At 70.4% G+C, this 20749-nt stretch carries 19 protein-coding genes and 1 pseudogene; 5 read left to right on the top strand and 15 right to left on the bottom strand.

Features of this window, described 5'->3' with window-relative positions; genetic code table 11:
• Together OQF71_RS08220 and OQF71_RS08215 are read right to left on the bottom strand one after the other, a co-directional pair.
• Positions 1 to 283 (bottom strand): annotated as a pseudogene (locus OQF71_RS08220) (SAM-dependent methyltransferase); the annotation flags it as partial.
• A gap of 9 nt (positions 284 to 292) precedes the next feature.
• The gene (locus tag OQF71_RS08215) at positions 293 to 1177 is read right to left on the bottom strand and encodes an aldo/keto reductase (RefSeq protein ID WP_280586997.1); all 885 of its coding nucleotides are present in this window, start codon (positions 1175 to 1177) and stop codon (positions 293 to 295) included.
• Positions 1178 to 1318: 141 nt separating this feature from the next.
• Between OQF71_RS08215 and OQF71_RS08210 the strand changes: the two genes are divergently transcribed.
• Together OQF71_RS08210 and OQF71_RS08205 are read left to right on the top strand one after the other, a co-directional pair.
• Positions 1319 to 1840 (top strand): DUF2240 family protein, encoded by a 522-nt coding sequence (locus OQF71_RS08210; RefSeq protein ID WP_280586996.1) that lies wholly within the window; start codon positions 1319 to 1321, stop codon positions 1838 to 1840.
• Positions 1840 to 2256, top strand: a complete 417-nt coding sequence (locus OQF71_RS08205) for a hypothetical protein (protein WP_280586995.1) — start codon at positions 1840 to 1842, stop codon at positions 2254 to 2256. Before OQF71_RS08210 ends, OQF71_RS08205 begins: the two co-directional genes overlap by 1 nt.
• A gap of 35 nt (positions 2257 to 2291) precedes the next feature.
• Here OQF71_RS08205 and OQF71_RS08200 read toward each other — a convergent pair whose 3' ends face one another.
• On the bottom strand, positions 2292 to 4214 hold the full coding sequence (locus OQF71_RS08200) for a methyl-accepting chemotaxis protein (protein ID WP_280586994.1): 1923 nt from the start codon (positions 4212 to 4214) through the stop codon (positions 2292 to 2294).
• 200 nt (positions 4215 to 4414) lie between these two features.
• Here OQF71_RS08200 and OQF71_RS08195 point away from each other — a divergent pair, with 200 nt between their 5' ends.
• Positions 4415 to 5722, top strand: coding sequence for a DNA double-strand break repair nuclease NurA (locus tag OQF71_RS08195; protein WP_280586993.1), 1308 nt, complete (start codon positions 4415 to 4417; stop codon positions 5720 to 5722).
• A 360-nt stretch (positions 5723 to 6082) separates the two neighbouring features.
• Here the strand turns inward: OQF71_RS08195 and OQF71_RS08190 are convergent, their stop codons facing one another.
• The 6 genes from OQF71_RS08190 to trxA form a co-directional block, all read right to left on the bottom strand.
• A complete protein-coding gene (locus OQF71_RS08190) occupies positions 6083 to 6811 on the bottom strand; it encodes a type II CAAX endopeptidase family protein (RefSeq protein WP_280586992.1) in 729 nt (242 codons plus the stop codon).
• 82 nt (positions 6812 to 6893) lie between these two features.
• On the bottom strand, positions 6894 to 8186 hold the full coding sequence (locus OQF71_RS08185; protein ID WP_280586991.1) for a glucose-6-phosphate isomerase: 1293 nt from the start codon (positions 8184 to 8186) through the stop codon (positions 6894 to 6896).
• Positions 8187 to 8264: 78 nt separating this feature from the next.
• Positions 8265 to 9365, bottom strand: a complete 1101-nt coding sequence (locus OQF71_RS08180) for a DoxX family protein (RefSeq protein ID WP_280586989.1) — start codon at positions 9363 to 9365, stop codon at positions 8265 to 8267.
• 92 nt (positions 9366 to 9457) lie between these two features.
• A complete protein-coding gene (locus OQF71_RS08175; protein ID WP_280586987.1) occupies positions 9458 to 10015 on the bottom strand; it encodes a class I SAM-dependent methyltransferase in 558 nt (185 codons plus the stop codon).
• Positions 10016 to 10102: 87 nt separating this feature from the next.
• Positions 10103 to 11257: an aminotransferase class V-fold PLP-dependent enzyme gene (locus OQF71_RS08170; RefSeq protein ID WP_280586986.1), complete on the bottom strand. Its 1155-nt coding sequence runs from the start codon at positions 11255 to 11257 to the stop codon at positions 10103 to 10105.
• Positions 11258 to 11599 (bottom strand): thioredoxin, encoded by a 342-nt coding sequence (trxA, locus tag OQF71_RS08165; protein WP_280586985.1) that lies wholly within the window; start codon positions 11597 to 11599, stop codon positions 11258 to 11260. It abuts the gene before it with no gap.
• Positions 11600 to 11738: 139 nt separating this feature from the next.
• Here trxA and OQF71_RS08160 point away from each other — a divergent pair, with 139 nt between their 5' ends.
• A complete protein-coding gene (locus OQF71_RS08160; RefSeq protein ID WP_280586984.1) occupies positions 11739 to 13073 on the top strand; it encodes an AGE family epimerase/isomerase in 1335 nt (444 codons plus the stop codon).
• A gap of 85 nt (positions 13074 to 13158) precedes the next feature.
• Here OQF71_RS08160 and OQF71_RS08155 read toward each other — a convergent pair whose 3' ends face one another.
• The 6 genes from OQF71_RS08155 to OQF71_RS08130 form a co-directional block, all read right to left on the bottom strand.
• A complete protein-coding gene (locus OQF71_RS08155) occupies positions 13159 to 14211 on the bottom strand; it encodes a sulfite exporter TauE/SafE family protein (protein WP_280586983.1) in 1053 nt (350 codons plus the stop codon).
• Positions 14212 to 14370 carry a hypothetical protein gene (locus tag OQF71_RS08150; RefSeq protein WP_280586982.1) on the bottom strand — a complete coding sequence of 53 codons (159 nt, stop codon included), beginning with the start codon at positions 14368 to 14370 and terminating at the stop codon, positions 14212 to 14214.
• 393 nt (positions 14371 to 14763) lie between these two features.
• On the bottom strand, positions 14764 to 15381 hold the full coding sequence (locus OQF71_RS08145; RefSeq protein ID WP_280586981.1) for a metal-dependent hydrolase: 618 nt from the start codon (positions 15379 to 15381) through the stop codon (positions 14764 to 14766).
• A gap of 115 nt (positions 15382 to 15496) precedes the next feature.
• Entirely contained in the window at positions 15497 to 16282 is a 786-nt protein-coding gene (locus tag OQF71_RS08140; protein ID WP_280586980.1) for an ABC transporter permease subunit, read from the bottom strand.
• Complete coding sequence (locus OQF71_RS08135) at positions 16275 to 17252, bottom strand: ABC transporter ATP-binding protein (protein WP_280586979.1); 978 nt, start codon at positions 17250 to 17252, stop codon at positions 16275 to 16277. Before OQF71_RS08135 ends, OQF71_RS08140 begins: the two co-directional genes overlap by 8 nt.
• Positions 17242 to 18840, bottom strand: a complete 1599-nt coding sequence (locus tag OQF71_RS08130) for an NEW3 domain-containing protein (RefSeq protein ID WP_280586978.1) — start codon at positions 18838 to 18840, stop codon at positions 17242 to 17244. Before OQF71_RS08130 ends, OQF71_RS08135 begins: the two co-directional genes overlap by 11 nt.
• Positions 18841 to 19026: 186 nt before the next feature.
• Here OQF71_RS08130 and OQF71_RS08125 point away from each other — a divergent pair, with 186 nt between their 5' ends.
• Positions 19027 to 20130 (top strand): alanine--glyoxylate aminotransferase family protein, encoded by a 1104-nt coding sequence (locus OQF71_RS08125; protein ID WP_280586977.1) that lies wholly within the window; start codon positions 19027 to 19029, stop codon positions 20128 to 20130.
• The last annotated feature ends 619 nt before the right edge of the window (positions 20131 to 20749 follow it).

The following is a 20749-nucleotide window of genomic DNA, read 5'->3' as shown; positions in this document are numbered from 1 at the left end:
TGCGGGCCGGGTCCGGGACCGTCCGGAGGCCCGCTTCACGCAGCGCCTGTCGGGCGCCGCCGTTGTCGTCGCTGGCGCCGCCGGCGTCGTCGCTGTCGTCGCCGATGCGCCGACGCGTCGTCCGCGCGTGATCCCGGTCGTTCGTGACGGCGTACACCCGATCGGCGCCGGTCGCGAGCAGCCCGGCGGTCGCGTTTCCGACGCCCGCACCGGCCTCTAGACAGCGCTTCCCGGCCACCGGTCGGTCCGAGAGCGCGGCCGCGACCGTGTCTGGTACGTCCATTCGTCTCGTTCAGTGGTGCAGCTGCTCGGGAACCGGGCTGTCGTCGTGGCGCACCCGCTCGATCAGCGACCGCTGGGCGGTCGCGTCCATCCCGTCGTAGTCGGCGGCGGCTTCGAGGATCATGGTGACGAGCTTCGGATCGCCGGCGCTGACGACGCTGGTGAGCCCCTGTGCGGCGGCGAAGTCGAAGCGCTCGCGGATCTCGTCTGGCGCGGCGACCGGCCGGTACCAGTTCGCGAACGGCCGGTCAGCCTCCGAAAGCTCGTCGGTCGGGGGCCACGAGCCGCCGGCGAACGCCTTGATCCCCAGCGTCCCGACGTTCTCCTCGTCGGCGCGGGCGAGGACCGCCTCGTAATCGTACTCGCCGTCGTCCTTCCCGGCGACGACGGGGTTCAGCGGGAACATCAGCGATTCGAGGTCGTCGATGCGGTCGAGCGCGTCGAGGATGAGGCCCGGGTCGCCGTGACTCGTCAGGCCGACGTGGTCGATCAGCCCCTGCTCTTTGGCCTCGCGGAACGCCACGAGCGCGCCGTCGTCGCCCGTGATCGCGTCGAGTTCATCCTCGTACTCGAGCCCGTGCACCTGGTACAGATCGATCGTGTCGACGCCGAGGCGGTTCAGCGATCGGTCGAGCTTGCGCCACGCGCCCTCGTAGGTTCGCTCTTGGGTCTTACAGCCGAGGAATATCTCCTCGCGGTGTTGACGGAGCTTCGGGCCGAGCTTCAGCTCCGCGTCCCCGTACTCCGGGGCCACGTCGAAGTGGTTGACGCCGTAGTCGAGAACGTGCTCGACCAACTGGTTCGCGCCCTCCTGTTCGAGCCAGTTGAGCGCGATCGTCCCGAACGTCATGACGCTGCTGTCGTGGCCGGTGTCGCCGAGCGGTCGGGTCTCCATACGTGCGTCATCGCGCCGGCGCGGCATAATCGTTGTCGGCTGCGAGCGCGACACCGGGAGCGCCGGTCGACCGCCTCGGCCGCCTTGGAGACTGCTCGCGGTCCGGTAGGTTTACCGCCGTCGCCGCCCCCTCGTTCGAACATGAGTCTGGAGGTCGCCGTCGCCGTCCCGTTCAAACACCGCGCGAAGGAGCGGCTGGGCGAGGGCGAGTTCGTCGTCGCGCTGTCGCTCGACCGCGACTGGTTCTCGCCGGACCAGGCGAAGCGGCTGGTCGACGTCGCCGTCGGTCGCGGGCTGGTGGACGAAGACGACGGCGACCTCGTCGCGCGGTTCGACCCCGACGAGGTGCTCGTTCCGGAGGGGTTCACGCCCGACGAGGAGATCCTCCGCGAGCAGTCCACCTTCGAGACCGCCCTCGACGCCATCGTCGGGGCCGGCGTCGAGAAGCAGCGCGCCGTCGCCGCGATCAACGAGCGGCAGCGCGCGCTCGCGGTCACCATCGAGGCGGCCGCGGTCCTCGTCGCGAAGGAGCACGGCGCCGCGGTCGACCACCTCGCGGCCGACGTGCGCGAGGAGCTCGCGGCCGCCGGCGACGCGACCGGAGACGGCGCCGGCGACGGGGGCGGCAACGGCGACGCGACCGACGCCGCGGGTGACGCCTGATGGTCGAGGAGCGCCTGACCGACGGCGTCCGGATCGGGCAGCTCCTCGCCTCGGAGGTCTCCGGCGACGAGGGGCGGCTTCGCGACCTCGCGCTCGCCGACGCCGACCCCGACGTGGAGCCGACGACCGACGGCGCGCTCGCGTACCGGATCGTTCACGGCGGCGACGGCGGAGCGAAAGGCGTCGGGCGCGACGTCGCCGCGGTGTACGTCCAGCCCGACCGCGTCCGGATCGAGTTCATCGGCGGGCGCGACGGCGGCGGCCTTCCGAACGCCGCCGCCGATGCGGCCGACGAGGCGAGCCTCCGGGTCAGGCCGAAGGCGGTCCGCCCGCCCCGCACGCTGGTCTTCGTCGAGGACGGCGCGGGGGTGAAGCGCGCGCTACCGGTGTTTGCGGCCGTCGTCGACGCGATTTAAAAGGGACCGTCGTCGGGCCGTCCGCGGCCGCCGTCTCAGTCCGACTGCCCGCCGTCGCCCATCGCGACGTTGCGCGCGCCGGACGCCGACGGCCCGTCGGGCGACTCCTCGCCGACCTCGAACTTCCGGAGCAGCGCCCGGAGCCGCTCGGCTTGGTCGGCGAGCGAGCCGGCCTCGGCGGTCGCCTGCGACATCGCGGCGAGCTGCTCGTCGGCCGCCTCGCTGACCTCGTCGGCCTCGTCTGCGGTCGACTTGCTGATCCCCGCGACCTCCTCGACCATCGACACCGTCTCCTCGGTGCTGGCGGCCTGGTCGTCGGTCGCCTTGCTGATCTCGCGGATCCCGTCGTCGGTCTCCCCGGCGTTGCCCGCCACCTCGGCGAACGCGTCGGCGGCGTCCCTGACCGCCTCGGCGCTGTCCTCCATATGCTCCTCGGCGGTCCGGACCTCCTCGACGGTCGCCTGCGTCTGCGCCTGCGTGCCGGCGATGAGCTCCTCGATCTCTTGGGCCGCCTCCTGCGTCTCCTCGGCGAGCTGTTTGACCTCGTCGGCGACGACCGCGAACCCGTCGCTCCCGCCGCCACCGCCACCGCCGCCGGCCCGGGCCGCCTCGATGTTGGCGTTGAGCGCGAGCAGGTTCGTCTGCCCTGCGATATCACCGATGAGGTCGACGATCTCGCCGATGTCCTCCATCCGCTCGTCGAGGACCCTGACCTTCTCCGCCGTCTCGCCGATCGCGTCCTGTGACTGGTTGACGCTGCCTATCGCCTCGCCCGCGGTGTCTTGTCCCTCGTCGGCGATCGACGCCGTCTGTTGGGCCGCGTCCGCGACGGTCTCCGTCGAGGAGGCGACCTCCTCGATCGTCGCCGAGAGGTTGTTCATCTCGCCGGAGACCTGTTCGAGCATCTCGCGCTGCTCGTCGGCACCCTCGGCGATCTCGCCGACCGATCGGCTCACGTCCTTGCTGCGCGCCTCGGCGGTGTCCACGCCTTCGACCGTCTTCTCGCTGCCCGCGGACACCTCACCGGCGAACGACTGGACGTCCCGCATCGTCGCCTCGATGTCGTCCATCATCTCGTTGAACGCGGCGCCGATCTGCTCCATGGCTTCGCTCTCGCTGTCGGCGTCTAACCGGACCGTGAGGTTGCCGTCGGCCGCGCGGTCCATCGTCGCGCTGTAGTCGTCGGCCTTCGTCTCGAGGTGATCGTTCAGCCACTCGACCTCCTCGCGACGCTTCTCGACCTCCGCTTTCGCCTCCTCGACGTCTTGGATCTCCGACTTCTGCTCGGCGACGAGGTCGAGCTGGCGCTGCGCCTCCTCGCGCGACTTCTCGATGGAGTACCAGTTGACCATCAGCGCGCCCACGAGCCCGAGGATGAAGAACGCGTGAATTCCGCCCCAGACGATCGGGTTCTCGATCGCCGCGGCGTGGTTGTAGACGAGGCTCGAATCGATCAGGCTGAACGCGCCGTGGCCGATGGCGACGTACCCGACGCCGACGGCGAACGGGACCCAGTCCTCGTACAGCGCGAGCACCGCGACGAACACGAAGAAGCTGAAGTGCGCCTCGATGTAGCCGCCCGACAGCTTCACCAGCGCCATCGAGACGGTCATGAGGCTGAACGCCGTGAGCACCGTCCGCTGGCGCCGGGTGAGCCGGGAGACGTTCGCCAGCGCGGCGGTGGCGAGGATGACGGCGACGAAGCCGCCGAGCATCCACGCCGGCACCGCGGGGACCTCCGCGCCGGTGAACGAATCGGTCCCGCTGTACAGCCCCAACGCGATCAAAAACGGCACCTGCACCGCGATCGCGATCAGGATGTTCCGGTGGCGACCCGCCCACATCTCTTTCGGCATGGACGTGCCGTCCGGGATGTACCGGACGACCTCGCGGAGCTTTTCGCCTATTCCCTGTGATCGGCCCGTCGTCGTTTCCGACGCGACCCCTGACTCTACCATACGACCACTCTACCAATTCCGGCAAAGAAGGTTCTCCTCCGAATATCTGCGTTGATACTGTGGGTGGTTCTCCCTCGGATAAACGGCCGAATTGCGATCGGCGACCCGAGCCGTCTCGTCCGTCGTTTCGGCGTCGATATCCGTCGACTCCACCCGCTTCGGGCGAACGCCTTTAAGACCGATCGGCTCGCAGTACGGCCGTGACGCTCGATCCGATCCACGTCGAGAACATCGCCCGGCTCGCGTACGGGATCGCGAGCGACGTGGACACGACCGACCACGACGACCTCGCGGGGCGGGTGTGGCGCGATTGGCTCCCCGAGCTCCGTCGAGACGGCCGCGTCGTGATAGAGCCCGTCGGCGACCACGAGCGGCGGCTGGCTCCCATCGACGACGCCGCCCTCGCCGAGCGCCCGTTCGAGACCGTCCACGGGCTCGATTCGGGAACGATCAACCCGACGACGTTTAAGAACGGGCTCGTCGTCGACGTGGCCCACGCCGCGATGGCGAGCGAGCCGACGGACATGGACATCCACCGCGACCGGACCATCGTCGCCACCGTCCACGCCGGCGACTCCACCGCCGACTTCGACGACGACTGGCGCAAGCGCGACGACGGTCACACCCGCCAGCGCGTGCTCCACGCGCCGCGGGTGAACCGGTACGCGGAGGGGGTCGTCCACGCGCTCGCGTTATACCTCGCCGAGGGGACGCACGCGCTCGACCACGCCGACGCGGTCGACGACCTGCTCGTCCTCGACGGCCCGATATATCCGAAGGAGCTGTTCACGTGGGACGACCGCAACCCCGAGCTCGGCGCGCTCGCCCGCGAGGCGAAGCCCCGCGCGGTCGTCGAGAAGTACGTCCGGCTGGTCGAGCGGTTCGTCGAGCGCGACGTGCCGCTCGCCGGCTTCGTGAAGAACCCCTCCAGTGGGACGATCGTCCGGGCGCTGGCCCGGAAAGGCGTCGAGCCGCCGTGGCCCGACGACACCGCGCTGTTCACGCGGCTGTTGGAGCGCCGGGAGGAGGGGGGTCGGCCGGGCGGCGCGGGACCCGACGGCGCGGGCGGCGACGAACCGGCCGGACGCGCCCGCGGCGACCGCCTCGACGACGCGCTCACGTTCACCACTTGGTTCCGCAGCCGCGGGGGCGCCGACGCGACGATGGCCGCCGACGGCGACGCGCTCGGGATCGACCGCGAGCTCGACCCCGAGCTGTACGAGCCCACGTTCATGATCGTGTACGACCCCCGGACCGACGTGACCTACAAGCTGGAGGCGCCGTACGCGTTCACCCGCGACGCGGAGACGCGCGACCGACTCACCCGGCAGGTCCTCGCCGAGGTGGCGACGACCCGCGGACCGCCAGAGGCGGTCGCGAAGGCCGACGAGCTGGCGCGGATCGCCGCTACCGAGAAGGCCGCGCTCCGCCGGAAGTTCGAGGAGCGCTTCGACAGCGACCAGCAGGCGACGTACGACGACCTGCGGTGGGGAAAAGCCGACTTCTAACGCCTCCGCAAATCGGGGACGGCGCGCGCCTGCGAGCGGTCTCCCGTGCGACCGCGAGTAGCGCGTGCGAGGGACGCGGCGAACGCGAGCGGCGAAGCCGCGAAGCGTGAGCCGCGAGGCTGGGGTGGGCGTGAGGCGCGGTGCGGTTGCGGTGCTGGGCGGGATTCAAAGGGGCAGCGGCGAGGACGAAGCACGGCGCAGTAAGCACCGCAGCGAGCAACGCGAGCGAGGAGCGCAGCAAGCCGCGCGAGTCGTCGCCGCTGGGGCTTTGTCGACGTCCATCGGCGTCCCGATCTCAAATATTTATAACCGAGCGGCCGCGCCTTCGGAGGCGGTCACCGCCGATCCGCGGTCAGCTATCTATATCGACTGCGCGAGCAACACCACGTAGATGACGGCGTTGTACACGCCGTGCGCGAGCCCGGGCACCACGACGTTCTCCGTGTGCTCGTAGAGGACGCCGAGCACCGCGCCGAGCACGACGACGACGGCGACGTACGCCCACCGCTGTCCGGGGGTCCCCGAGACGGAGGGCAGGTGGACCAGTCCGAACACGAGGCTCGCGAGCAGGATCGCCGGGACGGCGTCGAACGCGCGCCGGATCCCCCCCTGTACGACCCCGCGAAACAGCGCCTCCTCGACCGGGCCGACGACGAGCAGCGAGACGGCGACCATGGCGAGGTAGTACGTCACCGGGTCGCCGTCGGGCACGACCGCCTGGTTCTGCCCGGTCGTGAGGCCGATCTCGCCGAGCACGAACAGCGCGCCGTACTGGAACGCGAACAGGGCGATCCCTCCGCCGAGGACGAGTCCGGCGTCTCGGAGCGTCGGTCGGGAGACGGGAACGAGCCTCCACTGATCGGTGATCGCGAGGTACCCCACGACCGCGGCCAGGAATCCGCCGAACTGCAACAGGGTCCGGAGCACCTGCAGGCCGGTCGTTCCCTCCGCCACGAGTCCGAGCGAGACGGCGAACTCGGCGGCGGGCGTCGTCACCGCGCTGGCGACGAACAGTGCGAGGACGACCGCGAACGCCGCGCTGGCGACGCGGAGGATACGGTTCACCGGCTCGGACGGCGTCTCGCTCATTGGCGGTCGTACGGCTCGCGGGCGTTTATCGGCACCGGAAACGGAAGGGATTCGCGTCCGGACGGAGGTCGAGACTCCGGCGTTACGACCGCTCGACGCGCAGCTCGCGCTTGTCGGCCACGGCGTCCGCCTCGGGGAAGTCGCCGCCGCCGAGCAGCCCCCGCGCCGCCTTCTTCCCCCACTCGACCGCGGGCTGCGTGAACGTCGAGACGCTCGCGAGCTCGCCGTAGAGGACGCAGGCGGCCTCCATTTCGTAGAGGAGCTCGCCGAGGCTGCGCTCGTCGACGCGGTCGATCTCGACGCGCAGGTTCGGCACGTCGGCGGCCGCGAGGCTCGCCTCGGTCGCCTCGAACTCGGCGTCGAGTAGCTCCCCGAGCGACGAGCCACCGAGGTAGGCGAGCCCGTCGAGGTCGGTCTCGGGGATCGCGGTTTCCGCCCGCTCGGTCGGGCGGATCAGCGAGACGAGCTTGTCCGGCGGACCGGCGCGGTAGAGCTGGAGCTGGGAGTGCTGGTCGGTCGCGCCGAGCGCGCGGGCGGGGGTCTGGCCCAGCCCGTCCTTGCCGAGGCTCTCGGCCCACAGTTGGGCGAACCACTCCGCGAACGTCTCCAGCGACTCCGCGTACGGCATCACGGCGTTGGTGAGCGCGCCGCGCTCCGCGAGCGCGTACGTCGCCGCGGCGTAGGCGTACGCGGGCGTCTCGAACAGCGACTCCGACAGGCTCTCCATCCCGTCGCACCCGCCCGCCAGCACGGCCTCGATGTCGTGGCCCTGCAGCGCCGGCACCGCGAGCCCGACCGTCGAGAGCGCGGAGAAGCGCCCCGGTACCCCGTCGGGCACGTCCAGCGCGGGGAGGTCGTGGGCGTCGGCGAGCGCGCGGAGGTTCCCCGCCTCGCCGGTCGTCACGAGGGTGCGCTCGGTCCAGTCGACGCCCGCCTCGGTCATCGCCTCGCGGACGACGAGGAAGTTCGCGAGCGTCTCCGCGGTCGTCCCGGACTTCGAGACGACGTTGACGACGGTGTCGGCGAGCGGGAGGTCGTCGAGCAGCGCGTCGACCGCGTCGGGGTCGACGTTGTCGAGGAAGTACGCGTCCACGTCGCTTTCGAGGGCGTTCGCGATCGTCGCGGCGCCGAGCGCGCTCCCGCCGATCCCGACCGTCAGGACGGCCGACGGGCGGTCGAACCGATCGGTCGCCGCGCGGATCGCCTCCGGGTCGGCCGTCTCGGGGAGGTTCAGCGCGGCGTAGCCGAACTCGTCGGCGGCCATGCCGGCGGCGATCCGGTCGTGCGCGTCCGCGACCCGGTCGTCGAGTCGCTCCAGGGTCTCCTCTGTGAGTCCGGGCGTCGTCTCCAGTGCGTTGCCGAGGTCGACGTTCATACCTCACTACGCGGGCGAGCGCGGCTTAAATCCGGTCGTCCTCGGCTCTCGATCGGCCGGGCTTCGGCCGACCGCCCCTCAGTCCGCCGGGATCACCGCCTCGTCGCCGTCGAGCGCGGGGCGACCGAACCAGCGGTCGAACGCGAGCGGCCCGGACCCGAGCGTGAAGACGGCCGACGCCATCCCGAACAGCGCGACGTGGGCGAGGACGGGGTCGTCCGGGAGCCCGAACAGCGTCGTCGTGAACAGCACGAACGAGAGCGCGGCCGCGCCGCGGGTGAAAAAGCCCGCGATGAGCGCGAGCCCCACGGCGATCTCGGTCACCCCGGCGCCGACGACCCACAGCCCCGGATCGACGGGGACGACCGACGTGAGGTCGTACTTCTCGACGACGAGCAGCGCGCTGGCGGGGTCAGCCAGCTTCTGGACCAGCCCGAGGTAGACGAACGAGGCGCCCATTCCGACCCGGAGCACCGTCGGAACGTACCGGCGCAGCGACCCCGTCGACTCGTCGAGGAACGCCTTCAGGTGGTGGACGGGATCGATCCGGCCGTAGTACGACCCCGGCGTGCTCGCGACCGCCAGCAGCATGTCGTCGGCGCTCGGCCGCCCCCCGCCGAGGATAGCCAGCGCGACGAACACCGGGACGTACTCCACCGCGAGGACGACGGCGGGGTCGACCGCGAGGAGCACCCACGCGTACGTCAGCAGGCCGACCGCCGAGGCGATCCGCGTCGCGAGCCCGAAGAGGACGAAGAAGCCGAGCCCGATGAAAAGCACCCGGAGGAGCGGGCTCGCTCCGGGATCGAACGAGAGCGTCGGCGCGAACAGGTATCCCTGAAAGCCGGCGCCGACGAGGGGCAGGCCGACGGCCAGCCGCAGCATCCACGGGACGAGGTCGCCGTAGCCGGCGAGCGTCTCGCGGAGGACGACGACGTCGACGATGGTGGGCCGTATCCGGAGGTAGACGGCGAGGCCGGCGAGCGCGAGGAGGCCGGAACCGCCGAACAGCGCCGCGTTGAACGGCTCCGACAGCACCTCGGCGGTGAACGCGGCTGCGTCGAGCGGGTCGCCCGACCCCTCGGTGACGTAGTCGACGTGGGCCGCGGCCGGTCGCGCGACGAGCGTCGCGAACAGGGCGAGCGCGGCGACGGCGACCGGTCGGGAACGAGCGGACATACGTCGCATACGGGCTGGACGCACCTAACGGTATTTCTTCACGAACGTTCGAATCCGACGCTGAAACAGTTATTTGCGGATTCGGCGGTCGGTCACGGTGCTCGGGCGACGACGCCGAACGTCTCCGTTCGGGTGGCCGCCGAGACGACCTCGAACCCCGTCGCCTCCAGCGCCGCGACCGCGTCGTCGGCGGTGAACCGTTCTTCGACCGGGGGGCCGTGGTCGCCGGCGCCGTCGCCGGTCCAGTCGAACGTCACGCAGACCCCGTCAGATCGAACGACGCGCGCGAGCTCCGCCATCGCCGCGTCGCTCGCGAACTCGTGGTACGTCATCGTCGAGAAGACGCCGTCGAGCTCGCCGTCCGCGAACGGGAGGTCGGCCACGTCGCTCGCGACGAGCTCGACGTTCTCCGGCGTCCCCTTCTCGCGGTAGTGGTCGTGCATCTCGGGCTGTACGTCGACGCCGTAGGCGGTCTCGACGTGCGGCGCCACGTCGTCGGTGTAAAACCCGGTGCCGCTGCCGAGGTCGGCGACGACCCCGGCGCCGGCCTCGGCGAGCGGTCCGATCAGCTCCTCTGCGGACACCCAGCGATAGCGGCCGGGCCGCTCCAGCCGCTCCGCTTGGTCGGCGTCGAACGTGTGGAAACCCATGTGCGGTCTTGGGCGCCGAGTGCTAAAACGCGTCCGATCGGTCGGAATCGCGCGATTGGCGGACGGTGGCGGGGAGGTCCCGCGCGCTCACCACTCCGCGTCGAGCGCGTCGACCAGCCGGTCGACCTCCGACTCGGTGGAGACGGCGTGGACGGAGGCGCGGATCGCGTTCGGGTGCGGCAGCGAGCGCACGACGATGTCCCGCTCCGCGAGGCGCTCGACGGTCGCGTCGGGGTCGTCGACATCGATCGTGACGAGCCCGCTCTCGTACGCGCGCGGGCTCAGGAGCCGGTCCTCGGGGACGCCCGCTTTGAGCCGGTCGGTGAGCGAGGCGATCCGGGACTCGATCGCGTCGAGCCCGACCGCGTCGATCGCGTCGAGCGCTTCGGCGAGGCCGACGTGGGCGGCCGCGGTCGTCGAGCCGACCTCGAACCGCTTGGCGCCCTCCTTATACTCGATCTCGTCGCCGTTCGGGTCGTCGACGCTGCGGTACCCCACCACCCGGGGCGCGAGCCCGGCGGCGGTCTCGCGGTCGACGTAGAGGAAGCCGGCGCCCCACGGGCCGAGGACCCACTTGTGGCCCGCGGCCGCGACCGCGTCGGCGCCCCACGCCGACACGTCGAGCGGGCCCTGTCCGGGCGACTGGACGGCGTCGACGAGGGTGAACGCGCCGGCCTCGTTCGCCACCTCGACGAGGTCGGCGACGGGGAGTCGCGTCCCGTGGGTCCACGTGATCGCGCTGAAGCAGACGAGGCGCGCGTCGGCGACCGCCTCGGCGTACGCCTCGCGGTCGACCCGGCCGCCCTCGGTCTCCAGGACGCGGACCTCGACGCCCTCGCGTTCGAGGCGCTTCCACGGGAGGATCCCGGCCGGGTGCTCCAGATCCGTTCGGACGACGACGTCGCCCGGCTCCCAGTCGATCGCGCCGGCGATACGGTTGATCCCGTCGGTCGTGCTCTCCGTGAGAGCGATCTCGGCGGGCTCGGCGCCGACGAACGCCGCGATCCGTTCGCGGACCGACTCGTACGTCTCGAAGGCGTGGCCGTACGGATCGGTCGTCGCCGAGCCGTACTCGTGGTCGGCGACGAACTCGGCGGCGGCCTCGACGACGTACTCCGGGCTCGGGCCGTGCGCGCCGAAGTTGAAGTACGCCGCCTCACCCAGCGCCGGCACGTCGGCGCGCAGCTCTCGGGGCGTCATCGCGTCGTCTCGGATCAGCACCTCGCCGTCGAGGTCGGCCATTCAGGCGGCGTGCTCCGCGACCGCGTCGGTCAGCACGTCCTCGGTCTGGGCGCCGACCATGCGGTCGGCGAGCTCACCGTCGGCGAAGACGAGCAGCGTCGGGATACCCTGCACGCCGTACTCGGCCGCGAGCGACTGGTGAACGTCGACGTCGACCTTCAGGACGGCGGCGTCGGTCTCCGCGGCGACCGCCTCCACGGCGGGCTCCATCATCCGGCACGGGCCGCACCAGTCGGCGTAGAAGTCGACGAGAACAACGTCGTGCTCGGCGACGAGGTCGTCGAAGTCGTCGGGGTCAGACAGCTGGATCGGTTCCGCGGGAACGGATTCGGTCGAACTCATACTCACCCGTATGCCCCCGGCGCTGATAATAGTTTTGGGTAATCCATACAATACCGTGCGGGCGAGTGTCACTGATTTCCGGGTCGGGGACGGCGGTCGCCGACAGCCATTAGGCGGTGAGGCCGCCTCGTTGGAAGCGATGACCGACGCGACGCCGACCGACGCCACGTCGACCGACTCGACGCCGACCGATGCCACGTCGACCGACGCGACGCGGACGGACGCGACGCCACACACCCGACGACGGGCCCGGTCGAATCGGGCGCGACTCCTGGCTACGCTTCGCGTGCAGTACCCGGACGCGCTCGCCGGTCGCGGGTACCGACTCCTCCATCCGGAGACGGGAGATCACTACACCGGCGACCGGCGGCACTTGGTCGCGACCTGCCGATCGATCGCCAACTTCGCGCTCGGCGCCCTCGCCGACGGCCCGGACTGGTGTCTCCCCGCCGCGGAGCACGGCCTGACCTTCCTCCGCGAGGCCCACCGCAGCGACGACGGCGGCTACCGACTCGTCGTCACCGCCGACGGCGACTCGGTCGACCGAACCCGGTCGGCGTACGGCCACGCGTTCGTCCTGCTGGCGTACGCTCGGGCCGCTGACGCCGGGATCGACGGCGCCCGCGAGGGCCTCGACGCGACCCACGCGCTGATAGAGGAGCGGTTCCGGGACGAGGCCGGGCTGCTTCGGAGCGACTGCGACGCCGAGTGGACCGAGTTGGAGCCGTACCGCGGACAGAACGCCAACATGCACGCCTGCGAAGCGTACCTCGCCGCGTACGAGGCGACGGGCGAGGCGGCGTACCTCGACCGGGCGCGCCACGTCGCCAGGGCGATAACGGTCGATCTGGCGGCCGAGACGGACGGACTCCTCTGGGAGCACTACACCGCCGAGTGGAAGCACGACTTCGCGTACAACGCCGACGAGCCCCGCCACCAGTTCCGACCGCCGGGGTACCAGCCCGGCCACCACGTCGAGTGGGCGAAGTTCCTCGCGCTCTTCGACCGCTACGACGCGGACGGACCGGCGGTCGAGGGCGACGACTCCGGCGGTACCGACGGCGACTCCGGCGGCGACTGGTACGAGCGCGGGCTGGAGCTGTTCGACGCCGCCGTCGACCGCGGCTGGGCGGAGAACGGGTTCGTCTACACGCACGCGGCCGACGGCTCCACGCTCGTCGCGGACCGGTACGGCTGGGCGCTCGCGGAGGGGATCGGAGCGGCCGCGGCGCTCGCGGAGCGAGCCGTCGCGCGCGGCGACGCGACAGCGGCCGCGCGGCTCCGCCGCTGGCACCGCCGCTTTCTGGTCAGGACCGACCTGTTCCGCGGGCCGGCCGGCGTCTGGTACGAGAAGCGGCCGCCGGCGGACGCCGACGGGGACCTCGTCGCGCCGGAGCCGCCGGGCGTCGAGCCCGACTACCACCCCGCGAGCGCGTTCTTCGAGAGCTGGCGTTCGGCCCGGCGCGAATCGTAGCCTCGCCGACCGCCCCTCGCCGAATCGTCGCCGCGCAGACCGCCTCCCGCCGAATCGTCGCCGTGCAGATCGCCCTCGCCCGCCGTTACGCGGACGGCGTGACGTCCCGGCGCTCCCGGACCGCGAGCGCGCCGTGATAGAGGATGACGGCGCAGACGAACAGCGCCGAGCCGATCAGCAGGACGAAGCTGATCCGGTCGAGGACCGGCATCGCGAGCCACGCCGAGACCTCACCGAGCGCGACGGCGAGGCTCGCGGTCAGGAGCATGAGCCCGAAGTAGATCGTCACGTCGTCCTCGTCGACGTACGCGGTCGCGCCGGAGCCGATCCGGGCGCCCAGCGCGCTCCCGAGCAGCAGCGCCGTGACGATGCCGATATCGATGACGCCCGCCCGGCCGTACGTGAACGCCCCGACGGCCCCGGACATCAGCCCGCCGAACAGGCTGGTCCCGACCGCCGCCGCCAGCGAGGTCCCGATAACGTAGTAGATTGCCGGCATCCGGACGAAGCCGCCGCCGACTCCGAGGAACCCCGAGATCAGACCGACGCCGCCGCCGACCCCGGAAATAGTCCACAGCGACGCCTTGCTCCCGTCCGCGAGCGTCATCATCGGCGGGATCTTGTACGACTTGATCTTCCGGGCGATCTCGGGGACGTCCTCGTCTGGGGCGTCGCCGGCCGCGCCCTCGCTGTCCGCATCGTCTCCTCTCTCGTCCGCCTCGTCTCCGTCCGCTTCGTCGTTCATCGCGCTTCGCGTGAACAGGATCCCGATGGCCGCGAGCAGGAGGACGTAGGCGACGCCGACGACCACGCTCGCGATCCCGAGCATCTCCAGCCCGAACACCAGTCGGCTCCCGAGCTCGATACCGACGGTGATCCCGACGAACATCAACGCGCCGAGCCGGTAGTCCACCTGCCCGGCGTCGTGGTGTTTCAGCGTCGCGATCACCGCCGTCCCGAACACGAACGCCATCGAGCTCCCGATGGCGACCGGCGTGGGGTACCCTAAGATGAGCAGGGCGGGGGTCACGAGGAACGACCCGCCCATCCCGAAGAAGCCGAAGAACACTCCGACCATGAACCCGAAGGCGACGAACAGCGCGAAGAGCTCCGGGCTCAACCCCAGCAGTTCGAACATCTATATCCGCTGTATCCGTTTAAATACGGCCGGCGCTAGCTTGTCCTCGAGAACCCCGTAGACGGCGTACAACAGCGCCGCCTCGACGAGGACGAGGCCGATCACGGCGAGCGCCGTGACGGTCGGGGACACGCCCGGGAGCAGCTCCGCGCCCGTCATCGGCTCCCCGCTCCGCGTCCGTCGTCCGCGATCGGTGACCGCGTCGGGTACGTCACTGTCATATACCGTCTATAGCGCGCATACGCTGATAATGGTTTTGGGATTAATATACAAGACTATATCCGCATGACGGACGAAACACTGCCGATAACGTACGCATATGTTATTTTATCGACGACCCGGCTCGCTCGTCGGCGGAAAACGGACCGGTCAGTCCGGTGATTCTGCCAGTGGCCCGCGTTCCGATCGCGACGCTCGACGGAACGGCGGTCACCGCGCGGAACGAACGGGCCGGATCGCTCGCGATGCGTGTGTACTATGTCGTCAATACGCCGCAAAAAATATGCGTCTACGGGTAACCGGTGATTTCGCGGCGAACGCCCGGGTGACGGGCTACTTGTTCGATTTCATCTCCCTGTATCGATCCGGCAGGTACGGCGTTAGCGCCACCGGGACCAGCGGAATCACGAGGGCGGCGAGCTCCGCGAGGTGCCGGCGAAGGAGGGTGTACACGGCGGCGACGAGCAGCGTGCCGGCCACGACCAGCCGGAGGGAGCCGTCGACCAGAACGAGGAGCGGGAGCGCCAGCCCGACGGAGAGCGCGAGGTCCTCGGCGGCGCCGTCGTACCTCACGCCGGGCTGTGGCGCGACCCAGCGCTCCCGGTAGTGGTCGTACACCGCGCGGTCGGAGTTCCCCTCCCAAGGCCGCAGCTCCAGTCCCCCGCCGTACATGTCCGAGACGCTGTGGAGCGCCGCCCCGAGGAAAAACAGCGCCGCGGCGACGGTGACCGCGGACGGGGCCATCAGGGCGGCGACGAGGGCGACGCCGGCGAGCGCGGAGTAGTAGACGGGGTAGTGGAGGGTCTTCCGGTGGCCGACGTACATGTCGAGGTCCGGGAAGAGCCCGCCGAAGAAGCCCGCGACGAACCCCACGGGCGCGAATTCCGGTGCCACGCGCACGAGCGGCGCGGCGAGCAGCATCCCGGCGAGCACGTGGGTCGGAAGCATCATCGTGGTGGAACGAAAGCGACAGAACGGTATTAACGTGTCGGCGGACCGGCGGCGACCCCCGGACCGAGCCGGTCGGTTCGGCCGAAAAGACGTGAAACTCCCGCATTCTCGCGTTTCAGATGTCTCGGCGCTCGAACAGCGCCTGCGAGAGGATGAGCAGGCCGAGAGACGCGACGAGCAGGATGGCCGAGTCGATCGGCTCGAACGATCCCTCGATCAGGATCGGCGTCGGCTCGTAGTACTGCGTCGGGCTCAGGTACTGTATCCAGTCGTACGCGTCGGCGCCGCCGACGACGGACTCGACGAGGTACAGGACGAAGACGGTGCCGACGGCGGCCCGCTCGGCGATCGCCGCGCGGTCGACGGCGACCGAGAAGACGAGGCCGACCCCCGCACAGACGAGGAGGAACGGGATCGACAGCAGGTGCGCTAACAACAGGTGGTCGAGGGGGACCGTCTCCCCGACGGCGACGACGAACAGGTAGATTATCGGGCCGCCGAGGGCGTTGACGGCGATCATGGGAACGAGCAGCGCGGCGGACTTCTCGACGAGCAGCCGGGACCGCGTGACGGGAAACGACAGGAGGAGCTCCATCCGCTCCGTCTCGATGTCGCCCGCGACGGTTCCGCCGGCGACGTACGCGAAGTACAGCCCCAGCCCGAGCAGCCAGACGAAGTTGAACACCTGTGCGCCGAGGAACCCCTCGATCGTCGACAGGCTCTCGATGCCGAACGCCTCCAGCATCGCCGGGGGCAGATCCCTGAAGACGTCCTCGTAGTCGACGCCCTCCAGAACGGTGAAGTACCAGACGATGAACCCGGCGTACGCCCCGACGCCGGCCGTGAGGATCGCGGCGCCGCGGAGCCGCCGTCGCCCCTCGTACCGAGCCGTCTCAAGCATTCGAACCCTCCTCAGCGGCGTCGCTTTCGTTTCGCGCCTCCGCTCCGCCGCCGTTGCCCTCGCTCTCGTCTGCCGCCTCCTCGCTCCCGTAGTAGTGCGCGAACACGTCCTCGATCGGGGGCTCGCCGATCTCCACGTCGCGGACGTCGTGGGTCGCGAGCTCGCGGAGGAGCGCGTTGACGTCGCCGGCGTAGATGAACTGGACCCCTTCGGTGAACCGCTCGGGGTCGACGACGCCGTCGAGGTCGGCTATCGCCGCGACCGCCGCGTCGCTCGCGTGAACGCGCACGTGTTTCCCGCTCCGGTGGAGCAGTGCTTCGACGTTCTCGAGCTCGACGAGGGATCCGGCGCGGAGGATGCCGACGCGGTCGCAGACCCGTCGCACCTCGCTCAACACGTGCGAGGAGAAGAACACGGTCGTGCCGCGGTCGCGCTCCTCCCGGACGAACTCGTTGAACGCCTCCTGTTTGAGCGGGTCGAGCCCGCCGGTGGGCTCGTCCATGATCACGAGGTCCGGGTCGTGCATGAACGCCTGCACCAGTCCGAGCATTCGCTTGTTCCCCGTCGAGTACTCGCGTACCGGTCGCTCGATCGGCGGAGTGAAAAGCTCCAGCAGCTCCTCGCGGCGACGATCGCCCTTCATCTCGCCGTGGTAGTCGAGCACCGCCTCGCCGGTCGCCTCCTCGTCGAACCCGAGGTGAGCGGGGAGGTACCCGATCCGGCGCTTGGCCTCGGTCAGCGCGGCCTCGTCGTGAATGTCGGCCCCGAGCACCCTCGCCGTCCCCGAGGTGGGTTTCAACAGCCCGAGCAGCAGTCGTATCGTCGTCGACTTCCCCGCGCCGTTGGGTCCGAGGAACCCGAACACCTCGCCCCCGTCCACGGCGAACGACACGTCGTCGTTCGCGACCACGCGTCCGAACTCCTTCGTGAGCCCCTCGACGACGAGGGGCTGGTCGGTCTCATCGGACATAGAACCACCACGCGCCGGCGGCGACGAGGACCAGGAGGACGATCAGCACGCCGGCCTCGATGGGGATCTCGCCGCCGGACGATTCGACGACCGAGGCGGCGACCGTCGCGGTGTCGCCGGTGACGCGGATCCCGTCGGGGTCGGTGTAGCCGACCTCGACGCTCGCCGGGTACCGGCTCGGCGGCGCCTCGCCGTCGACCGCGAGGTCGAACGCGACCCGCCCCGTCTCGCCGGGCGCCAGCGACGGGATCACGGTCGTTCGGAACTCGCTCTCCAGCGGCTGGTCGACGGCGAGGCGCAGTTCGACGTCGCGAAGCTCGACGTCGCGGCGGTTCGTCACGTCGAGCCGCAACACGCCGTCTTCGCCCGCCGCGAACTGCGGGTCGACCGCGGACACCGTCACCGCCTCCCGACGCTCGGCGACGGGAACGCGCACCGCCTCCCGGGTCGTCCGTTCGGTGTCGGCGGCGCTCCGGTAGCTCGTCGAGAGGACCAACTGCTGGGGGATCGAGTCGGCGTCCGCCGGGACCTCGCCGCGGAACCGGAAGGCGGCGCTCTCGCCGGCGGCGAGGTCGCCGACGGCGTACCGCGGACTGCGGGGAACGAACGCCCCGTCGCCGACGGCGAGGACGACCCCTTCGACGTCGGTCGGCCCGTCGTTGCGGACCGTCCCGCTGACGGTTCCGTTCTCCCCGACGCGGAGCGTGGAGTCGTCGAGAGCGACCGAGAAGGACTGCTCCGGGCGCGGTCGGAGTCCGACCGGGATCCCCTCGTGAGCGTCGCGGATGCCGTCGACGCCGGTGTACCGCACGGTGCCGGTGAGGTCGAACGACTCCGCGGCGGCGTCCGCGCGGACGCTCGCCGGGAACCTGACCGTGGCGTTCTCTCCGGGGTCGAGCCGATCGATCCGAGCGGTGTTCCGCTCCGTCTCGCCGAGCGCGAGGTCGGGCCCGTTCGCGGCGAGCTCGACCGAGAGGTCGCGAGCGGTCTCGCCGCCGACGTTGGTCACGTTCGCCGCGAGCGTTCCGGAGTCGCCGACCTGGACGTCCGTGTCGACCGTCCGCATCGCGAACCGGGGCGCGTCGTCGACGGTCAGCGATATCGACTCGGTCAGCGTCCGCGTTCGGTCCTGGACGACCCCGCTCCGCGGCGCAGAGAGGAACGTGTGCGAGTACTCGAGCCGCACGTCGAGCGAATACGTACCGGGCTCCGCGTCGGCCGGGACCCGCACCGAGATGGGCACCTTGCGGACCGCGCCGTCGCCGATCGACCCGACGGCGAACCGCCCGGTTTCGACGACGAGCGGCGAGCCGTCGTTCCGCACTTCGACCACGACGCTCCGCGCGGTCGTGACCGCGTCTCTCCGGAGGTCAGTGCCGGCCTGCACGTCGCCGTCGTTCGCGATCTGCACCGCGAGGTCCGTCGACGTTCCCGGCGACACCGTCGAGTCCGGGACGTACACGTCCAACTCGGGCTCGCCGCGCACGAACGGCGGCTCCTCTTGCGCGACGGCGAGGCCGGCGAGCGCCCCGACGAGGAGGGCGACGACGGCGACGGCGGCGAGGGCCCGGAGGGGTCGCCGGGACATTCACGCCCCCGACCCGGCGGCCGCAGTGGCTCTATCGGCCGATCGAACCGAGCTCGAACGGGAATGATAGCCGCGTGTCATGTGTGTGACTCCGTCCGCCGGTCATATATGTTTACGCGTGACGGCGGATCGCACCGACCGCGACCGGTACGGGGCGCTTATTTCGCTGGAACCGAGTGTCGAGGTATGCTCATGACGCCGGGACCGACCGCGGTCCCCGCCCCCGTCCGCGACGCGATGAGCCGCGAACTGATCAACCCCGACGTGGACCCGGAGTTTCGACGGATCTACGACCGACTCACCGACCGCTTGGCGACGGTGTACGGAGTCGAGCCCGGAGAGAGCGATCGCCCCGCGGGGACGGGCGACGGGCCGACCCGCGACGTCGTCGTCCCCGGCGGGGAGGGGATCCTCGGTCTAGAGGCCGCGATCGTCTCGCTCGTGGAACCCGGAACCGAGGTGCTCTGCCTGTCGAACGGGCTCTACGGCGACGGCTTCGCCGACTTCGTCGAGTCGTCCGGCGGCGAGGCGACGCTGGTCTCGGCCGACTCCGACGAGCCGCTCCCGCTCGCGGAACTGGAGTCGGTCCTCACCGACGACGGTCACGACTTCGAGGTCGCGACGATGGTCCACTGCGAGACGCCGACGGGGACGCTCAACGACCTCGGGCCCGCGCTGGACCTGTTAGAGGAGGCCGACGGGGAGATCCTCACCGTCGTCGACGCCGTCTCCTCGCTCGGCGGGGTGAGGGTGCCGACCGAGCGGATCGACGTCTGTCTGGGCGCGTCCCAGAAGTGCTTCAGCGCGCCGCCGGGGCTCACCACGGCCGCGATCAGCGAGCGCGCGTGGGACGCGATGGCGGAGCGCGACCCGCACTCGCTGTACACGAACTTCCTCCCGTGGCGCGACACGTCGGAGGGGTTCCCGTACACCCACCTGACGACCGAGGTCGTCGCGCTCGATACGGCCCTCGGGCTGTGGCTGGACGAGGGGCTCGACGCGGTTCGAGAGCGGCACCGGGAGGCGGCGGCGCGGTGTCGCGAGCGCGGCGCGGAGCTGGGGCTGGAGCCGTATCCGGCGCCGGAGCGCAGCTCGCCGACGGTGACCGCCTTTTATATGCCCGGACGGGCGGAGGCGCTGCAGGAGCGGCTTCGTGTGGAGTCCGATATCCTCGTCGCGACGGGGTTGGGCGAGATGGCCGGGGACATCCTGCGGATCGGACATATGGGCCACAACGCGCGGGTCGAGCGCGTGGACGAGACGATGGACGCGCTGGAGGATGTTTTATAAGTAACCGCCGAACCGGCGGTGAACACCTCCGAAGTCTCAGTCGCTTGCTTATAAACAGTTGCTGACGGATCGACGGCGAACACCTCCAAAGCCCCAGTCGCGAGGACTCGCGCGGCTCGTTGCGGTCCTCAGTCGGTCACTCCGCTCCCTCCTTGCGGTCCTTACGTCGCCGTGCGAGTCCTCGCGACTGGGGCTTTGAGTCCCGCCCGCCCGCACAGCACCGCCGGAAGACGGTCGCCTCGCTTCGTCGCCGGGCTTCGCCCGGCTGCCTGCGAGACCGACGGTCTCGCAACGCTCGGCGCTGCGACTTCCGTGCTCCCGCTCGCTCTCTCCGGTCGCTCGCGGGACCGCGGCCTCACGCCTCCCCAGCCTCGTCAGTCGACCTCCGCTTCGCTCCGGCCGACTGACTCCCTCGCGGACTCCTCGCGGTCGCCGGCGGCGACCGCTCGGAGGCGCGCCACCGCAGTTGTTTATAAAACGCAAGGAGAATACCCGCGGCTTTAGGCGCGGGATGAATCCGACAACGCCGACACGTTCAACCGTCGATGGCACAGCCTGAGTTTCCCAATCCTCACTTTTAATTATCAATCGCTTCAACAGAGAAGTAAGGTCAGGTCGG

Source organism: Halorubrum sp. Boch-26, assembly GCF_029889805.1.
Lineage (GTDB): Archaea > Halobacteriota > Halobacteria > Halobacteriales > Haloferacaceae > Halorubrum.
This window is presented reverse-complemented; position numbering and strand designations above follow the sequence as displayed.

Coding starts and splice junctions, on each gene's coding strand:
- OQF71_RS08175 (WP_280586987.1), bottom strand. CDS start 10,015: ATGGGTTTCCACACGTTCGACGCCGACCAAGCGGAGCGGCTGGAGCGG.
- OQF71_RS08170 (WP_280586986.1), bottom strand. CDS start 11,257: ATGGCCGACCTCGACGGCGAGGTGCTGATCCGAGACGACGCGATGACG.
- OQF71_RS08210 (WP_280586996.1), top strand. CDS start 1,319: ATGAGTCTGGAGGTCGCCGTCGCCGTCCCGTTCAAACACCGCGCGAAG.
- OQF71_RS08130 (WP_280586978.1), bottom strand. CDS start 18,840: ATGTCCCGGCGACCCCTCCGGGCCCTCGCCGCCGTCGCCGTCGTCGCC.
- OQF71_RS08215 (WP_280586997.1), bottom strand. CDS start 1,177: ATGGAGACCCGACCGCTCGGCGACACCGGCCACGACAGCAGCGTCATG.
- OQF71_RS08160 (WP_280586984.1), top strand. CDS start 11,739: ATGACCGACGCGACGCCGACCGACGCCACGTCGACCGACTCGACGCCG.
- trxA (WP_280586985.1), bottom strand. CDS start 11,599: ATGAGTTCGACCGAATCCGTTCCCGCGGAACCGATCCAGCTGTCTGAC.
- OQF71_RS08180 (WP_280586989.1), bottom strand. CDS start 9,365: ATGTCCGCTCGTTCCCGACCGGTCGCCGTCGCCGCGCTCGCCCTGTTC.
- OQF71_RS08200 (WP_280586994.1), bottom strand. CDS start 4,214: ATGGTAGAGTCAGGGGTCGCGTCGGAAACGACGACGGGCCGATCACAG.
- OQF71_RS08190 (WP_280586992.1), bottom strand. CDS start 6,811: ATGAGCGAGACGCCGTCCGAGCCGGTGAACCGTATCCTCCGCGTCGCC.
- OQF71_RS08145 (WP_280586981.1), bottom strand. CDS start 15,381: ATGATGCTTCCGACCCACGTGCTCGCCGGGATGCTGCTCGCCGCGCCG.
- OQF71_RS08185 (WP_280586991.1), bottom strand. CDS start 8,186: ATGAACGTCGACCTCGGCAACGCACTGGAGACGACGCCCGGACTCACA.
- OQF71_RS08140 (WP_280586980.1), bottom strand. CDS start 16,282: ATGCTTGAGACGGCTCGGTACGAGGGGCGACGGCGGCTCCGCGGCGCC.
- OQF71_RS08150 (WP_280586982.1), bottom strand. CDS start 14,370: ATGACGGGCGCGGAGCTGCTCCCGGGCGTGTCCCCGACCGTCACGGCG.
- OQF71_RS08205 (WP_280586995.1), top strand. CDS start 1,840: ATGGTCGAGGAGCGCCTGACCGACGGCGTCCGGATCGGGCAGCTCCTC.
- OQF71_RS08155 (WP_280586983.1), bottom strand. CDS start 14,211: ATGTTCGAACTGCTGGGGTTGAGCCCGGAGCTCTTCGCGCTGTTCGTC.
- OQF71_RS08125 (WP_280586977.1), top strand. CDS start 19,027: ATGCTCATGACGCCGGGACCGACCGCGGTCCCCGCCCCCGTCCGCGAC.
- OQF71_RS08135 (WP_280586979.1), bottom strand. CDS start 17,252: ATGTCCGATGAGACCGACCAGCCCCTCGTCGTCGAGGGGCTCACGAAG.